Source organism: Chitinophaga pinensis (assembly GCF_007896845.1).
Taxonomy (GTDB): Bacteria; Bacteroidota; Bacteroidia; order Chitinophagales; family Chitinophagaceae; genus Chitinophaga; species Chitinophaga pinensis_C.
Window position 1 is genome coordinate 110322 of record NZ_VOHS01000013.1, and the last position, 20709, is coordinate 131030.

Annotated in this window: 17 protein-coding genes; all 17 read left to right on the forward strand. The window is 46.8% G+C overall.

Features of this window, described 5'->3' with window-relative positions; all coding sequences use genetic code 11:
- The first annotated feature begins 387 nt into the window (after positions 1-387).
- A complete protein-coding gene (locus FEF09_RS15075; RefSeq protein ID WP_146305887.1) occupies positions 388-1044 on the forward strand; it encodes a GIY-YIG nuclease family protein in 657 nt (218 codons plus the stop codon).
- Positions 1045-1415: 371 nt separating this feature from the next.
- A complete protein-coding gene (locus FEF09_RS15080) occupies positions 1416-2222 on the forward strand; it encodes a DUF6515 family protein (protein ID WP_146305888.1) in 807 nt (268 codons plus the stop codon).
- A gap of 628 nt (positions 2223-2850) precedes the next feature.
- The gene (locus FEF09_RS33050) at positions 2851-7206 is read left to right on the forward strand and encodes a beta-ketoacyl synthase N-terminal-like domain-containing protein (RefSeq protein ID WP_261387505.1); all 4356 of its coding nucleotides are present in this window, start codon (positions 2851-2853) and stop codon (positions 7204-7206) included.
- Positions 7176-7478 carry a hypothetical protein gene (locus tag FEF09_RS33055; protein WP_261387506.1) on the forward strand — a complete coding sequence of 101 codons (303 nt, stop codon included), beginning with the start codon at positions 7176-7178 and terminating at the stop codon, positions 7476-7478. Before FEF09_RS33050 ends, FEF09_RS33055 begins: the two co-directional genes overlap by 31 nt.
- Positions 7479-7497: 19 nt before the next feature.
- Positions 7498-7899, forward strand: a complete 402-nt coding sequence (locus FEF09_RS33060; protein WP_261387507.1) for a hypothetical protein — start codon at positions 7498-7500, stop codon at positions 7897-7899.
- A gap of 4 nt (positions 7900-7903) precedes the next feature.
- Positions 7904-8530, forward strand: a complete 627-nt coding sequence (locus FEF09_RS33065) for an acyl carrier protein (RefSeq protein WP_261387508.1) — start codon at positions 7904-7906, stop codon at positions 8528-8530.
- Between the two features lie 40 nt (positions 8531-8570).
- On the forward strand, positions 8571-8966 hold the full coding sequence (locus FEF09_RS33070) for a hypothetical protein (RefSeq protein ID WP_261387509.1): 396 nt from the start codon (positions 8571-8573) through the stop codon (positions 8964-8966).
- 4 nt (positions 8967-8970) lie between these two features.
- Positions 8971-9831 (forward strand): SDR family NAD(P)-dependent oxidoreductase, encoded by an 861-nt coding sequence (locus FEF09_RS33075; protein WP_261387510.1) that lies wholly within the window; start codon positions 8971-8973, stop codon positions 9829-9831.
- A gap of 27 nt (positions 9832-9858) precedes the next feature.
- Positions 9859-13248 carry a type I polyketide synthase gene (locus FEF09_RS15090; RefSeq protein WP_261387511.1) on the forward strand — a complete coding sequence of 1130 codons (3390 nt, stop codon included), beginning with the start codon at positions 9859-9861 and terminating at the stop codon, positions 13246-13248.
- The gene (locus FEF09_RS33080; RefSeq protein ID WP_261387512.1) at positions 13245-14099 is read left to right on the forward strand and encodes a 4'-phosphopantetheinyl transferase family protein; all 855 of its coding nucleotides are present in this window, start codon (positions 13245-13247) and stop codon (positions 14097-14099) included. Before FEF09_RS15090 ends, FEF09_RS33080 begins: the two co-directional genes overlap by 4 nt.
- Positions 14087-14395 (forward strand): acyl carrier protein, encoded by a 309-nt coding sequence (locus tag FEF09_RS15095; RefSeq protein ID WP_146305889.1) that lies wholly within the window; start codon positions 14087-14089, stop codon positions 14393-14395. The genes FEF09_RS33080 and FEF09_RS15095 overlap by 13 nt, the downstream gene beginning before the upstream one ends.
- Positions 14352-15191 carry an alpha/beta fold hydrolase gene (locus FEF09_RS15100; RefSeq protein ID WP_146305890.1) on the forward strand — a complete coding sequence of 280 codons (840 nt, stop codon included), beginning with the start codon at positions 14352-14354 and terminating at the stop codon, positions 15189-15191. The genes FEF09_RS15095 and FEF09_RS15100 overlap by 44 nt, the downstream gene beginning before the upstream one ends.
- Complete coding sequence (locus FEF09_RS15105) at positions 15170-16369, forward strand: glycosyltransferase (protein WP_146305891.1); 1200 nt, start codon at positions 15170-15172, stop codon at positions 16367-16369. The genes FEF09_RS15100 and FEF09_RS15105 overlap by 22 nt, the downstream gene beginning before the upstream one ends.
- Before the next feature lie 13 nt (positions 16370-16382).
- Positions 16383-17582 (forward strand): glycosyltransferase, encoded by a 1200-nt coding sequence (locus FEF09_RS15110; RefSeq protein WP_146305892.1) that lies wholly within the window; start codon positions 16383-16385, stop codon positions 17580-17582.
- A 13-nt stretch (positions 17583-17595) separates the two neighbouring features.
- A complete protein-coding gene (locus FEF09_RS15115) occupies positions 17596-18909 on the forward strand; it encodes a condensation domain-containing protein (protein ID WP_186774352.1) in 1314 nt (437 codons plus the stop codon).
- A 7-nt stretch (positions 18910-18916) separates the two neighbouring features.
- Positions 18917-20194, forward strand: a complete 1278-nt coding sequence (locus tag FEF09_RS15120) for a condensation domain-containing protein (RefSeq protein WP_146305894.1) — start codon at positions 18917-18919, stop codon at positions 20192-20194.
- Positions 20175-20666: a hypothetical protein gene (locus FEF09_RS15125; RefSeq protein ID WP_146305895.1), complete on the forward strand. Its 492-nt coding sequence runs from the start codon at positions 20175-20177 to the stop codon at positions 20664-20666. The genes FEF09_RS15120 and FEF09_RS15125 overlap by 20 nt, the downstream gene beginning before the upstream one ends.
- The last annotated feature ends 43 nt before the right edge of the window (positions 20667-20709 follow it).

A 20709-nucleotide genomic window follows, 5' to 3' on the forward strand; every position in this document is an offset into this window, starting at 1 on the left:
CCGTATATAAGCCATTCTTATAGATACGGGTTATCTACGGCTTATCTACGGGGTATGTACGGCTAGCCTATGGAAAATCTACCTTAAGTGGTAAATACCCAATCGAATACGAAATGAATGTCTTAGTGTCTTTGGAGAGGCTGAAAAAGTTTATAGTTTGCCGTAATGCAGCGACAACTTCACAGTTGCCATATTTTATACAGGATGTACTTTACAATAGGATGGTATTGCAGCCAATCCTGCCTCAGCTATTTTATTACCAGCCCCGATAACTGGTAATAATTGTTTAAACAGATACCTGCCGGTTCATATAAACTGGGCGATTCTCAAAAAAATCGGCAATTTGCAGCTGTAACCTTTTATGACACCCTCGTAACTTATCAACCGATGGAACAGGTACAGATCGGAAAGTGTGTTTATATTATCAATACGGGAAAGAACCTTTTTAAAATAGGCAAGACGCAGGATCTCCAAAAAAGACTGGCGGCCTATCATACCCATCTGCCTGTAATGTTCCGGGTGATCAGACAGTATGCTGCTGCGAATATGACTGAACTGGAAGAATGCCTGCATATCGTATTTCAGCATAAAAGAGTGAAAGGTGAATGGTTTGAACTGACCAAAGAGGATCTTGTGATCTGCGATAATATTGCCCGTAACTACGCATTGACAGAGTTACATAAACAAGCCAGAAAATATAACGTGATCCGTTACAGCGACAATCCCCTGTTACAGGTCATGGAAGCCAATGAAAAATACCTGCAGGATTATTCCCGGGTTGCGCAGGATATTGAGCTCGGCCTGAGTACTGATGAGATTTTTGAACTCAATGAAGGTCAGGTGAGCAAAACAGTGATCGAAACCGTACGCCGCCTGTTGAAATACCGTACCCCGAACTCTGAATTCCTGAGTAAATGGCTACGGATAGTGAATGACCTTGGCGCAGGACTAAGTGAAAATGCCATCCTCGAAAGGTATAAAGGCCAGATCAGCCGTAGCACCATACATATGATCAAAAGAATACTCCGGAACCAGCTATACTAGTCTGCAAAAAGCTATCTCCCCGCAATTTATCCCCGCACTACTGCCGTGTTTTTTACGTCCACCCGGCTTTCAACTGTTCACTCCGGAAGAGTGGTTGGTTGTCACCTGTTTTTAAGCTAATATAGCTCCCTGCGCAGCAATGACAACTCCTGCTTTGCCCTATCTCATCTTCCACATCTAATTGATTATCAAATAAAAATTATTTGGTATAGGAATTGTTAAAATAAAATTAGTCGTTAAACTCCGGAGTTAGACAGGGGTCTAAATATCAATAACAGCGAGCAGACAAAGCTCTCTTTTGAACGCGTAGTAAGACAGTCTGATTTGCGGCCAACTGATCAGGCTGTGGCACCACACTAAATGCATCAATAATGAAAAACAGGATATTTTTACTGGGCGCGCTCATTGCCCTGGCCACCGTGAGCTCAGTAAACAGCGCATCAGCCCAGAGAGGACGTTTTGGAGGTGGAGGACATGTATCTGTCGGACGGGGCGTGAGCAGACAGATTGTTTCTGCACCACGCGTATCCACAAGGATCGGAGTAGGTATAGGTTATGGTGGATACCGGAGCTGGGGTGGCGGCTATTATCATGGCCCTTCCCGTTACTACGGTGGTCATTATTACCGTCCGGGTTACTATTATCGTCCTTACCGTTATTACGGTCCGCCTATCGGCTTTCGCGTAGGCATATTACCTTACGGCTTCCTGACCTTTAATACCGGTTGGGGACCTTATTACTACTCCGATGGTTTCTTCTACCGTCCCTATGCAAATGCACAAACGCAAACAGAACAATATGAAGTGGTAGATCCACCTATGGGTGTTGTGATACCATCTCTGCCGAGTGGAGCAAAAACAGTTGTCATCGATGGCAATACCTACTACGAAAAAAACGGGACCTTCTATCAGGAAGTACAACAGGATAAACAGATAAAATATGTTGTAGTGGGTAAGAACGGAGAACTCAATACAGGTAACAATCAGGATGGTCAGGATGAAAGTTCAGTACCTCCTGCGGATGAAGTATATGCAACATTACCTGATGGCAGTCGTGGTGTGGAAATCAACGGTCAGCAACTGTATGTTTCTCCCGACGGTATGTATTATCAGGAAGTAACCAACGCCGATAATTCACGGGGTTATAAAATTGTCGGTAAAATGTCTGCTGACAATTAATCCTTCTTCTAACTAAATGAACAAGTGGAACATAGTGGCGCGATGCCGCAATGTTCCACTTGTCTTTTTAAGACGATATATAAAAGCACGTATATATTAAGTTCATGTTAACCGACTTATAATTCACATCACCTCTTCTTTTATAGAATTTATTTCATTATTTTTAACAGACCTTTAAGACATATGCTTCCATTTGAGGAATGCATCTCAGATAACCATAACAACCATATTTGTATTTTATGAATCCTATAACCCGGCGAAAAGACGCGACCCGTAAGGGTATACTACAAATTCATTTCACTATTCACAATGCACATTCAACAAAAAAATATTATCACATATAATTAAAAATTGATTACACGACGAACAGTGAACAGTGATATAATTAATGCTCATGTGAGAGATCGGGCCGTTTAGCCTATATAATTCTGCGCTATGAAAAAGCTGATATCCTAATCGAGAAACAGGAGTGTTGTGTCTTGTAAATGACGTCTGACAGGGCATGACGAGGAATTGCAGCCAGATATACCTTAGAAATTTGAAATTAATACACGCGGTATAACATCTCACGATGATTTAAAAATCATGGTCAGGATGAGTCATGCCTGTTACCTATTAAACATCTACTATGGATACACCTACAATTATCGGTATTACCCCGATGGAGCATCCTGATGCACCATTAGCCCTTGCCCTTGCGCAGACAGAAGCGTTCCCTGTATTACATCTCGGACGCAATAAAGTAGCTGCTGAAAATGCATTGAACGTACTATCACAACAACATCATACATTCGGTGTATGCTACTCCGTTAGTGAGATGGCAGACATTTCGTTACCGGCACAAGTCACTCTGATCATCGCTCCTTTTGTTATAAGAAACAGTGTGCAGAAAAACATTACTGTCTACTATCAGGTACACTCTCTGTCAGAAGCGCTTCAGGCAGTACAGGAACAGGCAGATGGTATCATTATAAAAGGCAATGAGGGCGCAGGAAGAGTTGCAGATGAATCCAGCTTTATCCTCTTTCAACAGATCGTCAAAGCCCTCCCGGATACTAAGATCTGGGTACAGGGCGGTGCAGGCATACATACTACGGCAGCACTCATTGCCACAGGCGCAGCGGGTGTTGTACTGGATAGTCAGCTGTTGCTTTTTCCTGAGTGTAAAGCACCTGCTGCCATCAAAAACGTCTGTGAAAAACTCAATGGCAATGAAGCCCGTGTAATCGATCAGTTCCGTGTACTGATACGCCCCAATTCTCCTGCACTGCCGGAGAATGCCACCCAAAAAGACATTTCACCATATCTTGATATCATTGACCTGGACAAAGGCCTGCTGCCTATCGGACAGGATGTAGCCATTTCTGTTGACCTTGTGAAACGCTACAGGAAACTCAACCGGATGATCAGAGGATTGCATGAAGCGATCCGTGGTCATATTGCACAAGCTAAAGCCGGCAATATATTATCTCCGGATAATGCACTGGCAAAAGAGCTTAACATTACCTACCCTATTGCACAAGGTCCGATGACACGCGTAAGTGATGTTCCTGCATTTGCTGCAGCAGTGGTCGATGCAGGGGCATTACCCTTTGTAGCGCTGTCTCTGTTAAAAGGTGATACAGCTAAAACACTCCTGCAACAAACAAAAACACTCGCGGATAAAAAGACATGGGGTGTAGGTATACTTGGATTTGCACCACAGGAATTGCGGGATGAGCAGATCGCCTATATCAAAGAAGTAAAACCTCCCATGGTATTGATTGCCGGCGGACGTCCCTCACAGGCAAAGGAAATGGAAGATATGGGTATTACCTCCTTCCTGCATGTGCCTTCTGCTTCCTTACTGGATATGTTTATCAAGGAAGGTGCAAGAAGATTTGTTTTCGAAGGCAGAGAATGCGGTGGACACGTAGGGCCACTGTCCAGCCTTGTATTGTGGGAAAAACAGATCGAACGCCTGTTACAGGAAGAACAGGCCAATGCCTTCAGTATCTTCTTTGCCGGTGGTATTCATGATGCACTGTCTGCCGCTTTCATAGCGGTGATGTCAGCTTCACTGGCTACCAAAGGCGCCAAAATCGGTGTATTGATGGGCACCGCCTATATCTACACCAAAGAGGCAGTTGCCACAGGCGCTATCCTCCAACAATTTCAGGATCAGGCCATTTTGCACAACAGTACCGTACTACTGGAAACAGCACCGGGTCATGAAACGCGCTGTCTGCAATCACCATTTACTACATTCTTCCAGCAACAGAAGAAACAACTGCAGGATGAACAACTGGATAAGAAAGAGATCTGGGCCAGACTGGAAGACCTCAATGTTGGCAGATTACGTATTGCCGCAAAAGGAGTCGGGCGGAAAGAAAACGGACTTATACAGATCGACACCGCACAACAGCTGCAGGATGGTATGTACATGATCGGTCAGGTGGCTGCCATGAGACAGGCCATCGTGTCAATGACCGATCTCCATAAAGATGTGGCAGAAGAGAATTTCAATTATATACAGGCGGCTCCTTTGCCGGAACCCTTATCTGCATCAGCAAAAGCGCTGGACGTGGCGATTATCGGCATGGCCTGTATCTATCCCGGTGCACGCAATGTGGAGGAGTTCTGGGCCAATATACTGGCGGGTAAAGATTGCGTGACAGAAGTACCGGACGAACGCTGGAACAAAGAACTGTACTATGACGGCAATTCCAATGATGGTGATAAGTCGCCTTCAAAATGGGGCGGCTTCATTCCCCGTATAGATTTTGATCCGGTTGCTTTTGGTATCCCCCCGCAATCATTGGCTGCTATCGACCCAACCCAGCTGCTGGCTTTACTTGTCGCTAAACAGGCATTGGAAAATGCCGGCTATGGTCACAGCGACTACAATACAGAAGATGTCTCTGTGATCATTGGTGCAGAAGGAGGAAATGATCTGGCCAATAATTACGGCTTCCGCTCCCTGTACAGGCAATTTCTCGGGGAAATGCCGGAAGAACTGGACAATGCACTACCTAAACTTACAGAAGACTCTTTCCCCGGTGTACTGGCCAATGTTATCTCCGGTCGTATCACGAACCGGCTCAATCTGGGAGGACGCAATTATACCGTAGATGCAGCCTGTGCTTCCTCACTTGCTGCTGTTGACCTGGCCTGTCAGGAACTGATATTAGGTAAATCAGACATGGTACTGGCCGGAGCCGCAGACCTGCACAACGGGATCAATGACTATCTCATGTTTGCAAGCACACATGCATTATCCCGCAAAGGAAGATGTATGACCTTTGATGCTGCTGCCGATGGTATTGCCCTTGGTGAAGGTGTGGCCATGCTTGTTTTAAAAAGATATACTGATGCCAAGCGCGACGGAGACCATGTTTATGCCGTTATTAAGGGCGTTGGCGGCTCCAGCGATGGCAAGAGCTTAGGATTGACTGCTCCGCGTAAAGCAGGGCAAATAAAGGCACTGGAAAGGGCATATGAACAAAGCGGGATATCTCCTGCAGCCCTCGGACTGGTGGAAGCACATGGTACCGGTACCGTCGTAGGAGATAAAACAGAACTGAGTGCTTTGTCGGATATGCTGGTACAATCAGGTGCGATCGCCGGACAAACCTACCTCGGTTCCGTAAAGACACAGATCGGTCATACCAAATGTGCCGCCGGTATCGCTGGTCTTATCAAAGCAGCACTTTCGGTGTATCATGGCGTCAAACCTCCTACCCTGCATATACGGAATCCGAATGCTTTCTATAATGAGACAACCAGCCCCTTCCTGTTCAACACTACTGCCGGTGTATGGCTGGAAGAAGAACGGCTTGCAGGTGTCAGCGCATTCGGGTTTGGCGGCACGAACTTCCACGCGGTTATCGGAAATGATCAGACCACAAGTCCTAAAGCCGCTACTTTTGCTAACTGGCCTGCTGAGTTATTTGTATTCCGTGGAGAGCATGATGCGGATGTAAAACAACTGATGCAGGCAGTCCATACCATACTCTCCGGCAATGATCAGATCCCATTAAAAGATATCGCCTACAGTCTTTATCATTACAGTAACGCACCTGTACGCCTGACAGTCGTGGCCGGCACACGGGAAGATCTGCTGCTGAAAACAGATCTGGCCTTATCTGGCGCTACATCAAAAGAGATCTATGTAACTACTCAATCAGAAGGGAAAGTGGCTTTCCTGTTTCCCGGACAGGGCAGTCAACGCGTCAATATGGCGAGAGAACTATTTGTAGCTTTCCCGCAGATGCGAAACCTGTTAAAGCTATATCCGCAGTATGAGAAATTATTGTTCCCCCCAGCTGCTTTCAGTGAAGAGAAGATCAACCAACAGAAAGAAAAGATAAAAGACACCCGTATCACACAACCTTTGCTCGGTATCGTCGATCTGGCTATAGCGGAGTTTCTACAGGAACTGGGTATTCAGCCGGATATGGTGGCAGGACATAGTTACGGTGAATTGCCCGCGCTTTGTTTCGCAGGTGCATTCCCGGCCACGCAGCTGATACCATTAAGCGAGAAAAGAGCACAAGCCATACTCGGGGCGGTGGAAGGTGATAAGGGCATCATGGTGGCTGTAAACAGTACCAAAGAAGCGCTGGCTCCATTCATAACAACAGGGTCAGGCGTTTATGCAGTGAATCATAATTCGCCACAACAATGGGTATTGGCGGGTACTACTCCGGCCATGGAAACTCTGATGAGCGAACTGAAAGCACAAAAGATCTCTTTCAAACAAATGGAAGTAGCCTGTGCCTTTCATAGTCCGCTGATCGCGAAATCAGCCGCATTATATACTTCCGCTATCAGAGATACTACATTTAATAAGACATCTATCCCTGTATGGTCCAATACAACGGCGGCCTTATATCCGGATACACCTGCTGCTATTAAAACACGTATGGCGGAACATCTTGTGAGCCCCGTACTTTCTCTGATCAGGTACAACAGATGTATGCTGACGGTGCAAGGATCTTTGTAGAAGTAGGTCCGGGTAAAGTGCTGACAGGATTAACCCGCGCCATCGTGGGTAAAGACAATGTATTACTACATACAGAAGATGCCGAACCAGCTGCGATCACACACCTGTTGCATACCATCGCAAAATATATGGCCACAGGCAGAAGTGTGCAACTGGACAAGCTATTCGAAGACAGAAATGTCCACACCATCAACCTGAATGCCCTGAACAATACAAAAGAGCGCTACGATCTGGCATGTAAATGGTCAGCTGGCGGTTCCTGCTGCAGGTAAACTACCCGCACATGGAGCGATGCCGGTATTACAACCGATCCAGCTGCGTACAGCAGTTCCTGCACAAACAGTAGTCGCACCGGGAGGTAATGCAGAACTGATGGTACAGGAGTACCTGAACAGCGTCAAATATCTTGTACAGGCACAGAGGGATGTGATTCTTGGCTATCTGGGTCAAAATCCTGCGAATATTAACCGGCTGGAAATACCGGCTACACCGTCTGCCTTACCTGTTACGCCGGCCAGAAAAGAGACTGCTCCGACACAGATCACCGTATCCGTCAACACGCAACCTGTAAAAGGTAAACAGGATGTAAAAAAGATCCTCATTGAAGTGGTAAGTGCCAAGACAGGTTATCCACATGAAATGCTGGGTATGGAAATGGATATGGAAGCAGATCTGAGCATTGATTCCATTTAAGCGTATGGAGATCATCGGTGAACTGAGAACACAGATGGGTGGCTTTAATAAAAGTGGTAAAGGCGATGAAGGTGCAGTAGAGCAACTCGCCGGTATTAAAACGCTGAACGGATTGCTGGAATGGATCGCTGACAATGTCAGTGAGGCACAGGCTGAAACCGGCGGTATCTCTTTACAACATGCTATTGAAAAACCAACCAATATTCCACCTGCCGGCGCTTCCCTGACTGAAAGTGACATCAGGAGCACCATACTGCTGACCGTCAGTGAAAAGACCGGTTACCCGACTGATATGTTGGGTATGGATCTCGATCTGGAAGCTGATCTGAGTATTGACTCTATCAAGCGTATGGAGATACTGGGAGAGCTGAAAGTGAAGATCGGCGGACTGTCCCAGTCCGCAGGCAATACAGAAGCGCTGGCAGGCATTAAAACTTTAAACGGACTGGTCAACTGGATTGCAGGCAATCTACCTTCTTCTCCTGCTACAGCATCTGTTGCTGTTGAAGCGACTATCCCCCCCATCACCAACCCGGCACCAGCATCTCTGTCGAGAATTACTTTTTCACTGACCCCCTATGCATTCAACGAAAAGATGCAGTCAGCATCAGTGGTAAAAAGTTTGCCGTGACAGATGATGGTTCTCATCTGCCGCTGGCCATCAAAAACTATTGGAACAAGCAGGGGCTCAGGTAGATATTATCACCGAAAAAGATATACTCGAATACTATCAGGGCCTGATCATCCTCGATATGGTCGCGGCTCCTGACAGACCGGATATACTGTCCACTTTTGCTACTATCAAAAAGCTGCATCCTGAGCATGTACAATGGGTGTATGCAATATCTGGTCTGAACACCGGTGATATACAACAGCTGCGTGAGGTGCAGGGATATCCCGGTTTCCTGAAAAGTCTGGACAAGGAATGGGATCATGCAAAATGCAGAAGTATCAGTCTTACAGGACAACTATTCCCCGAAAAGATCCCTGCTATTATACTGGAGAACTACTCCATCCGGATATACCTGCTGAAGTTATTTATCATGATGGCGTACGGCACATTTTGATCTGGTGCCTAAGCAATTACCGGCAGGCGACACCTCTCGCATTGCTTTACAGGAAGATTCAGTCGTATTGGTATTGGGCGGCGCTCAGGGTATTACAGCTGAACTAATGGTACGCTTTTCCAAAGATTATCCCTGCCATTATGTGCTGGTAGGCCGTTCTCAGGATCCCCGGACACAGGACCTGCCGAATTATACGGCACTGAAAACAAAAGAAGATATCAAACAGCAGCTGATCAGGGAGGGTGAGATCACCACGCCGGCTGCAATTGAAAAACGTGCTTCAGATATCCACAAATTCAATCAGATCTTACAAACGATACGGGCACTGGAAGAGAATGGTTCCACTGTATCCTATTATTCACTGGATCTCAGAGATGAGGCAGCATTGCATACGCTGATCAGCACCCTGTATGAGACCCATGGCCGCATAGATGGTGTGGTACATGGAGCCGGACTGCTGGAAGATAAACTCTTCAGACAGAAGACAGCAGACTCTTTTGAAAGAGTGTTTTCCACCAAGGTCACACCACTGAGAATATTGGTAGAAAAGCTACAGGCAGATACCCAATTTGTCGTACTCTTTTCAAGCGTGGCGTCTGTATATGGCAACCGCGGACAGACCGATTATGCGGCGGCCAATAGTGTGCTGGACAGATATGCGTGGGAACTGAAAAATCTGATCAAAGGAAAGGTGACTACTATCAACTGGGGACCGTGGAAAGGCACCGGTATGGTATCGCCCACACTGGAAAAGGAATACGAACGCAGAGGTATTGCCCTGATCCCCTTACAGGCAGGTATGGAAACATTTGTAAACGAACTGAAATACGGCAACGAGAGTCAGGTACTGATCATGGCGGAATAGGCAATTACCACAACTAAAGTCGTGACAATGAAAAAACAGATTGACGCTGCTATTATAGGCATGTCCGGTATTTTCCCGGGCGCCGGTGACATACATACGTTCTGGCAAAATATTATTCATAAAAGAGATGCTATCCAGCCTGTACCGGACCACCGGCTGGATGCCAGTTATTTTGATACCCGTTCCACCGATGTAGATCGTTTCTATTGCCGGAAAGGAGGTTTTATCGATGATTATGCCTGGTTTGATCCTATCCAGTTTGGTATTCTGCCACTGGCGGTAGAAGGGACGGAACCGGAACAACTCCTCACCCTTACACTCGCCAGACAGGCGTTACAGGATGCCGGCGTAACAGACAGCCATGCGCCACTGGACAGGACGGGCATTATCATCGGAAAAGGCAATTATACAGGCCCGGGTGCTACCAGAGCGATTGAGATTGTGCGCACAGGAGAACAGATCGTACAGGTATTGCAAAACCTGTTGCCAGATCTGGGGCAGGAAGCTTTGGATAAAGTCAAAAAGGAGTTCCAGCAGCAGAAAGGACGTTTTGGTCCGGATACTGCCATGGGACTGATCCCCAATCTGGTAGCCTCTCTGGTAGCCAACCGTTTGAATCTCGGCGGGGCGGCTTACACCATTGACGCCGCCTGTGCCAGTTCATTGCTTGCCATAGATCACGCCATACAGGAATTAAGTACCGGCCGGTCAGACATGATTATTGCCGGTGGTGTACACGTCTCACAAAATGCCCCTTTCTGGAGCATCTTTACTCAGCTGGGCGCGTTATCCCGGCGTCAGCAGATCCGTCCCTTCGATCAACAAGCGGACGGCCTGCTGATTGGAGAAGGATGCGGATTTGTGGTATTAAAAAGACTGGAAGACGCGATCCGTGACAAGGACAGAATATATGCGGTTATCAAAGGCACCGGTGTAGCCAGTGACGGAGCCGGCACCAGTGTGATGAGTCCTTCTGTAAAAGGACAGGCAGCCGCTATCCGACAGGCCTGGGAAGCTGCGGGCATATCAACAGCAGAAGTAGGCTATATAGAAGCGCACGGCACAGGTACTCCGCTGGGTGACAGGACAGAACTGGAAACATTGGCGGAAGTATTCGGTCAGCCGGGGAAATTGCCCAAAGCAGGTATTGGCTCTGTTAAATCCATGATAGGGCATACCATGCCTGCTGCCGGGATTGCGGGACTGATTAAGACTGCTCTGGCATTATATCATGGTAAACTCCCCCCTACACTGCACTGTGATACACCGCTTGAGATAATGGCACAGACGCGTTTTACACCGGTTACTGCTCCACTGGACTGGCAGGAAACAGGTTTGCCAAAACGCGCCGGCATTAACGCTTTTGGCTTTGGAGGAATCAATGCCCATGTAGTCGTAGAAGGCGTCAGCGAACAATTGGTGCCTGTCCGTAAATTATTCAATGGTAACGCGCCGGTTACACCGGCATTGTTATTACTGGCCAGAGAAAGCCAAGAGGCATTGATACAGGCGCTGGAACAACAGGCAAGGGATCCCGGTCAGGGAGACTACCGTATTGCCCTTTTTGATCCTACACCGGAACGTATACGCAAGGCCATCAAGATCGTAGAGAGAAATTCTCCGTGGCGGAATAAACAGGATATCTGGTTTACCAATACCCCGCTTATCAGCAAAGGCGGTAAAGTAGCATTTCTCTTTCCCGGACTGGATGGACTGGCAGGCGGAGAAACAGCTAGTGTGGCGGAATACTTCCAATTACCGCTGACTGCAACATCTGCCATCAGTAAAGAAGGCGTATGGGATACTGCGGTGCAGCTGTTGGAGAAGAGTCATGTACTGGATACAGCCCTTAAACAACTGGGCGTATACCCTGACATGAATGCAGGACATAGTCTCGGTGAATGGCTGGCGGGGCGATCTTCAGGACTGGCAGCAGAAAGTTCAGTGAGGATGTTATTACAGGAACTCAATCCGGCTGCATTTGAACAAAAGAATACCCGCTTTCTGGTTGTAGGCTGTGGCTATGAACGCTTAGCACCTATGCTGGAAGGCATTGCAGATATTCATCTTTCTATGGATAATTGTCCGCAGCAGGTCATCCTCTGCGGTACCAATGAAGCAGTAGATCAGCTGATACCAGTACTCAGATCCGCACAACTTTTCCATCAGGTACTTCCTTTCCAGTCCGGCTTCCACTCTCCTTTTGTGGCGGGGAAGCTGGACATGTTACTCAAGGGTATCAGTCAGGTCACCTTTCAGGAAACTACCATTCCTTTATGGTCGGCCACTACCCTGAGTACCTATCCCAATGATGCTGAAGCGATCAGGCAACTTAGTATAGACCATCTGATCAAACCGGTACGCTTCAGGCAACTGATCACGCAATTGTATGAGCAGGGTGTCAGGGTATTTGTACAGGTGGGGTCGGGAGGACTGACAGGCTTCGTAGATGATACATTAAAGGGGCAATCGTATAGCGCATTATCTGCCAATATACCAACCCGCACGGGACTGGAACAATTGCAAAGAGTACTGGCCGCCCTTTTTACCGAAGGGAAAGCAGTAGACTTATCTTTTCTCGGCATCAACAGTACACGGGAAAAGACAATTCCGAAAGGCAAACCTGTAAAACTACAACTGGGTTCACCGATCGTAAAAAACATCACAGCATTAGCCCATCTCCGGCCAACGCAGGCAAGAGCGGCTATGCCTGTAGCAGCAACACCGGTGATGCAGTCATTTCTGGAGAATTGCGAGGAGATTACGGCGATACAGGATGAGATCATTGCCTTGTTCAATACAACAACCACTGTTGCCCCCAGGCGGACGCCGGTGTCCAGACAGCTGAATATTTCACTGGAAAATACCCCTTATCTCATTGACCATGCACTGCTACGGCAGAAACCCGGCTGGCATTGCCCCGATGATATGGATCCTGTTATTCCGATGACAATGATCTTCGAACTGTTTGCCGATATCGCGGCTGAACATGCTGCTGACAGCAAGGTGAAAAGCATCTCACAGATACAGGTATTCCAATGGATGAATGTAGCGGCACCTTTCAGAGAGATTGTTAAAGGAGAATGGCAGGGCAATCATACTATTGCGATGAGCATTGACAAATATGCGCATGCATTGGTGCATGTAACTGACAGACCGGAAATCGCTCCAACACTTCATCTACATACCGGCACACCACTTCAGATCACCAGAACTCCGACGGAGATCTATGAGCAACATATGTTTCACGGACCTGCTTATCAGGGTATCCGGAAGATCATCACTGTGGGAGATAAAGGAATCACCGGTATCATCGAAAGCAGTACGGGCAAAGGTTCGTTGCTGGATAATGCAGGGCAATTATTCGGACTCTGGCTGCAACTGACACTGAAAAAGACAGGATCGCATTCCCTGTGAAGATTCAGGAGGTGATCTTTTATGAAGATATGGAAGACCAGCAGGGAGTATTTGAATGTACCTGTCAGTTGACTGACATGACTGACGATACCGCCACGGCAGATTTCATTCTCCGCAGAGATAACCGTACCTGGGCCATCATCAGAGGCTGGCAGAATGCCAGACTGGAAATAGATGAACCGCTATGGAAGGTTTCAATGTCGCCGCTGCATAACCGTCTGTCAGAAGAAATCGCACCGGGTATATTCCTGTTCCGTAACGCCTATCAGAGGGTTGTATCGTGGGACTTCATCATGAAGCGTTATTTCAATCAGGCAGAAAAGGCCAGTTTAAGGGCTATGCTGCCCAACAAACGCAAGGAACGTATTATCAGCCGGGTGGCAGTAAAAGACGCCATAAGAGCCCTGTTAAAACAAGAAAAACAGGAAGCGTATTACCCCATAGAATTTGAGATCAGGAATGATGAGTCGGGACAACCATTCCCCGAAGGGGCCATGACTCAGGATATCCACATCTCAATCGCCCATAAAGATAAGGAAGCAGTTGGTATTGCCCGATCAGGGAGGCCTGCCGGTATTGATATAGAGCTTATAGCAGAAAAGACGGATGGTTTTATCGGACTGGCCTTTCACCCGGAGGAACTGGCCTTACTGCCAGCAGCTGATCATACAGCATGGATCATCCGGTGCTGGGTAGCGAAAGAGGCCTATGGCAAATACATTGGTAAAGGGCTGCAGGGCAATCCGAAGAAATACAAAATAGACAGCATTAGTGGTGAGAAATTAAGGATTGGTGATATCACCGTTCAAACAATTAAACACAATAACTATATCATAGGATGGACGCTATAACTACTCAACAGCCTTTAAGCAGCGAACAGATCTTCAATCTGCTTAAGACCTTCATTACTGAAGTGATCGGAGAAGAATTTGTGGAAGACCTGGATATTTCGCGTGAAAGTTCTTTTACAAGAGATCTTGAGATGGACAGCATCGAGATCGTTTCTTTCTCTGAAAAAGTAAAGTCACATTTTGGTGAGCATATTGACTTCACCGGCTGGCTTTCCGGTATGGACCTTGACCAGCTGATCAATCTTAAACTGGATGACATCATTAAATACATTGAATCATGCCAGTCATCAAAGTAAAAACAAGAGCGTTCATATTCAGGAATACAATAAAGGTGCGAAAGAAACTATTGTATTGATCCATGGTATGTTCAGTAATCTCTCTGTGTATTATTTCAATATCGCACCTGTACTTGCGCAGTCTTTTCATGTTGTGTTATATGACATGAAAAGTCATGGTATGAGTGATCGCTGTGAATATGGTTACGACCTGCTTTCCATGACAGATGACCTCCGCGACCTGATGGATGCATTGCGCCTGAAATCAGTCTATCTGGCTGGTTACAGCTACGGTGGACTTATAGCCATGAAAATGGCGATGCGTTATCCATCAAGAGTGAAAAAACTGGCGGTGATCGAAGCCCCCGACCCCAGTGACAGCGAGACGCTGAGCATTATTGACATCTACAGCAAAGAATTTCTGGTGGACTATATCAACAACTACACAGATACGACGCGGATGCGTGTAGGTAAGCGGCAGCTGGATAAAAATCACCGGATGTATGAATACCTGTTCTACCAGACCAGTATTAAGGAAGATATGCACAATGAACGTTTCTTCTTTTCAGCTGAAGCACTGGACAGCATTCCACAGGAGACGCTGCTTATTTATGGGAAATCATCCAATTGCCTGCCTTCCGGCCGGAAGCTATATCACACGGTACCCCGTTCAAAACTGATCCTCATTGAGGGAGATCATAATCTGCCGATACAACAGCCAGCAGAAACGGCCGGCAAACTGAAAGATTTCTTCGAAGGATGGCAGGTCAAAATCAAACAGATCAACAACAGACTATGGCAAGCTTTGCGTTTATAGTTCCCCCATTGATGGGACATATTAATCCGACGCTCAGTCTGGGAGCTGCATTGCTGCGACGCGGACATAGGGTTGGCTGGATCAGCCTTGATGCGACGCTGGCCAGCAGATTACCGGAAGGAGGTGAACTGTTACACGTGCGATATGATCAGGATGATGCAGCGAAAAAAGACAATGAACAATACCTTGATCAGATCACTAAAAAGAATGTTTCCGGTATTGAGAGTATCAAGTTCCTGTATGAAGAAGTACTGATTCCCTTAAACAGGTTTATGTATGACGGCATCATCAATATACTACACCAGTTTCAGCCCGATGTGATTATCCATGATCATCAGTTGTTTGCTGGTGCGATTGCAGCCTATCAGTTGAAAATCCCTTATGCGACATCTGTCACCGCACCTGCAGCAATCAAAATGATGGAAGATCTGCCGGGTATACATGAATGGGAGATCAGACAGATTGTGGGTTTACAACAGGAACTGGGTATCCCGGGAGACGTTTCAGTGGCTACGTCAGAGGCACTGACACTGGTATACACTTCGAAGACATTTTTTGGTGATATGGCTTTACCTGATCACTATAAGTTTGTTGGTCCGGTGATACTAAACAGACAATCTCTTCATGCATTCGACTGGGAGCGATTCCGGCAACTGGATAAACATCCGCGGATATTGGTCTCTATCGGTACTACATTCGACCATAGTTATAAAAAAGAGTTTTTCGGCAAAGTAATAGACGCATTGGGAGGAGCAGCGCTCACAGTGATCGTCGTGTCAGCTGTCAGTCTTTTTGAAGAGTGGCCTGACAATTTTATCGTACAGGACAAAGTTCCGCAGCTGGAACTCCTGCCTTATCTGGATGCAGTCGTATGCCATGGCGGTCATAACACCGTATGTGAAACCTTATCTCACGGCCTGCCATTGGTGGTTATCCCTATAGCCTATGATCAGTCTCATGTGGCAGGAAGAGTGATACAGGCAGCAAGCGGCTTACGGCTGAATTACAAGCGGTTTAAGGCCACACATCTGAAAGAAGCAGTGTGGGATGTACTAAGCAATCCATCTTACAAAACAGCCGCACAACGCATACAACAATCCTTTGCGCAGGCAGGTGGCGCCGCCACTGCTATTGCCTTACTGGAAGAATTGGCTATCCCTAAACATTTCCATCATTAATCAATGTCAACACATGTCAAAATTTATGTTTGTAGTACCGCCGTTCTTTGGGCACATCAGTCCGACCCTGAGTGTAGGCGGTAGTCTGCTGGCCAGAGGTCATGAAGTGATATGGGTAGGGCTGAAAGAGCTCGGAGCAGAACATATCCCTGCCGGCGGACAATTTATTGTACCACACAAAGAACTGGCGCCTTATAAGTCCGCGATACAGGCAATACTGAAATTGCAGGATGAGGGGCCTAAACTATCAGGTGCAGAGACATTGAAACTGGCGCTGGAAGACACCTATATCCCCTTTGCGAAATATATGCTGGCAGGGGTATCAAGGATCGCAGGCGAGTTCAGACCGGATGTGATCATCAGCGACTGTATCACGTTTGCCGGTGCCCTTTGCGCTCATATCAAAGATATACCCTGTGTAACAACGACACCGGTTCCTCCTGATGTAACAGGAGATGCGATGCAGTCGCCGAAGATATTTGAATGGCAGCAAAACCTGATCAGATCATTACAGAGAGAATTGGGGATCTATACGGATGAATATGTGATCCATTCACGGGAACTAAATATAGTATTCACGTCGCAGGAATTTGCCGGCAGTAAAGAGCCGCTGCCACATATGCGTTTTGTAGGACCGGTAAAAGGCAGACCAAACAATACGCCTTTTGACTGGGATCAGCTGGCAAGGGCCATGTCACCCAAGGTATTTGTATCCCTGGGTACCTTGCTGGTGGATATCAGGAAAGAGTTTTTCCAGAAGCTGATAGAAGCATTTGCGGATGAACCTATTACTATTGTGGCAGCTACCGATCCCGCTATTTTTTCCGAATGGCCGGACAACTTCATTGTACAGGGCTTTGTGCCACAATCTGCATTAATGCCACATATGCAGGCCGTGATCTGCCATGGAGGTTTTAACACGGTGAATGATGCTTTTGTGAATGGACTCCCCATGTTAATCACACCTATTGCCTATGATCATTTCCATACTGCATCTCTTATTGAAAATGCAGGTTGTGGCATCAAACTACGCTATAAAAGACTACGTGTCCCTGATCTGAAAGCGGCGATGTGGGAGGTGCTGGATAATCCGAAGTACCGGAAATCAGCACAATACATCAGGGAAACATTCATCAAAGCCGGCGGCAATGATAAGGCTGTCGCATTACTGGAAACATTTGCAAAGGAGAAGAAAAGTACCCTATCTGTTTAATAAATCCAGCGTTATGAAAAGAAAATTACTGCTTCCCGAAAGGCTCATGCTTGGAGACGGGACGGCCCCATTCAACGGTGTGTATGTGATCAGCATTAATGGCGTTATAACAGCAGCCGGACTGTCTGTTGCGTTAGCCAAAGTACAGGCCAGGCATCCTTCGTTACGGGCAGCCGTCCGCAACGACGCCAGCGGTGCTCCCTGGTTTGAAATACCAGAGGTCTATCAACCGATACCGCTGATCATCAAAGAGCGTACTTCTGCTGTTGACTGGCAGCAGGAGGTGCGGGATGCATGGGCAAGTGTTTTTAATATTGAATCAGGTCCCCTGATCAATCTGACGTGGTTAAAGGGAGATCCGCAGTCGGAACTAATATTAACCTTTCATCATAGCATGTGTGATGGTGGCGGAGGGTTAATGTTGGTAAAAGAGATACTGGCCGTACTGGATGACCCGGATAAACAGATTGGCGCGCATCCTGCTTTTACCACCCTGCAGGATATAGTACCGGCGCATATACTCAATGGGAAGCAGCAGATCTTTAAAGCGAAACTGAAAGGGCTGTTTATAAAGGGCGCACTGGCTGCTGTATCAGCCATGGTTAATACCCGGGGCAAGCAGCCGATCAGCCGGGAGAAGGATTATTTGTTACACTGGAAACTGGACCGGCAGGTATCAGCTGCCTTGTTTCAGCATTGTGCGCTACAGGAGGTGACAGTTAATACAGCGCTTTGTGTGGCTTTCTTACGTGCATTTAAACTGGTGAAGGGAGAAAAAGCGATGAATAAAATTATTTGTCCGGTGGACATACGCCGGTTTATTCCTGAGATCAGGAAAGATGTGATTTTCTCTTTTGGCCTGTCGCTGGAGTTATCACTCAACAACTCACAACAGCTTCCTTTCTGGCAACGGGCGAAGGCGCTACAGACAGTCGCTTCCCGCAAAATAAAACAGATGAATCCTTATGCTTTTATGCTGCCTTTTGAATATGCACATGGCGGCATTAAGTATATGCGAAAGTTCCTGACTTACGGCAAACCGGTATATGACCTGATGTTTTCTAACATGGGGAAATTGGACGTTCCCGAACGGTATCAACATTTTACAATAGATACGATTTTTAGTCCGACGGTAATAGGCCCTTTTTCCAATCCAACCACCATTATTACCTCCACCTATAAAGGGCAGATTGATTTCTCTTTTGTATCCAATTATCAGGTACTGGATTATCAGGATGCCGTTGCTATCAGGGAAATGGCGATGGAGCTGTTAACAAAAGAATTACCTGTACAGGCGCCGGAGGCAGCCTTGTCATCAATTATTTAACCAGCGTATGAATAGAAAGTTAATATTGGGTGAGCGGATCATGTATGTGGATGGCACGGCCACCGTGAACTGCATTTTTACTGCGAAGGTACGTGGTCAGCTCACCCTTGAAGGATTGACCTATGCCCTTACAAAGATCCAGCAGAAACACCCTTTGCTGGGTGTTGTGATCAGGGAAAACGAGCAGGTAAGGCCTTATTTCGTAACAGACACCCGGATCCCTCCTATTCCGGTACAGATTACTGAACGTCAGTCAGATGAGGACTGGAAGCGCATATCTACGGAACAGTGGAGACAGTCGTTTGATGTGGAAAAAGGTCCGCTGGCCAGACTGGTATGGATCCGTTCAACAGATGTATCAGAACTGATGCTGGTGTGTGCACATTGCATTTGTGACGGGAGCTCTATCCTGACTTTAATGCGGGAGTTACTGCAGGTACTGGATAAACCGGAAACGCGACTGATTGCTTATCCGGCATTTGAAGATATCCTGACATTTATACCCAATACACTGATAAACAATGTCGGGTTAAAGATCCGGCTGCGTTTACTGTCCGGACTTGCCTGGCTGGTACTCCGGTTGAAAACACGCGGGAAGGTCCCGGTCCCCGGTGATCATTACCTCCTGCATTGGAAAATGGATAGCAATGTAACGTCACGACTAGCCAACTGTTGTAAGACAGAAAAGACAAGCATGCATGCTGCATTTGCGGTAGCTTTTATGGAGGCTCACCGGCAGGTCATGGGAGCGGCATCTCATGAAAAAGTGATCTCTCCGGTAGATATCCGCAGGTTTATTCCTGAGATCAAAACGGATCAGTTATTTGCTTTTGCACCGATAGCGGAATTGTCGACCAGTGCGGAAAAAGGAGCTGATTTCTGGGCCAGGGCACGTCAGCTGAAAAATGACCTGACAGATGCTATAGATAAAATGGATATACGAAAACTCCTGTTCACCAGTGATTATTTTCATTCAGCAGGCAGGTATATGGTCAGGCTATTGAAACAGACAGACGGCACACACGATGTCACGTTATCAAATATGGGCAGGCTGGATATTCCGGAGCAGTATGACAACTTTGTATTGGAAACTATTTACAGTCCCAGTGCAGCGTTCCCATGGCGAAACGCCAACACGCTTGTGATCAGCACTTTCGGCGGACAGGCAGACTTTTCTTTCATCTCGCAGGAGGCATTCCTCCCGGCTGAAAAAGCCAGAGCTATTCTGCAGCAAATGCAGGTTTTACTATCCACAAACCATCAGCATGAACCCGCGCATCAATAGTGTTTTAGAGAAGTTTTCGCAGCGTCAGGCTATCTTTTATTTCACCACTAACCTCGTGATCAATGCGCTGGTGCCCTATTATGGATTTGACGATCTGAATAATGTATATCTGTTTCAGGGGGAGCATCCCATTGCGAGGTTCCTGTTACCGATGGCATTATTGCTACCCTTCTTTATTACTATCGATATATTAAACAAAACCACCACATTACTGGAAAAGGAGCAATTGGTCAGCTTTATCCCATCTAAACAGATAAAGCTGCGTTTCATGCTAAAAACCGCTACTATTAACGCAATATTTACGCTGGTTCTGACGTTAGCCGCTATGGTCGGGGTATATGTCTGTTTACCGGAGAACTACAGTTTTAACGGAATATTACTGTCGGTGCTCTCAGGGATACTGGCCGGGGGGATGGCAGTCTTCTTCACCCTACAGCCGGTTCGCAAGGTAAAAAAGCTATATCCGCACTAACAATCAGGATTATTCTATAATTTAGTAATGGTAATAGTCTGGT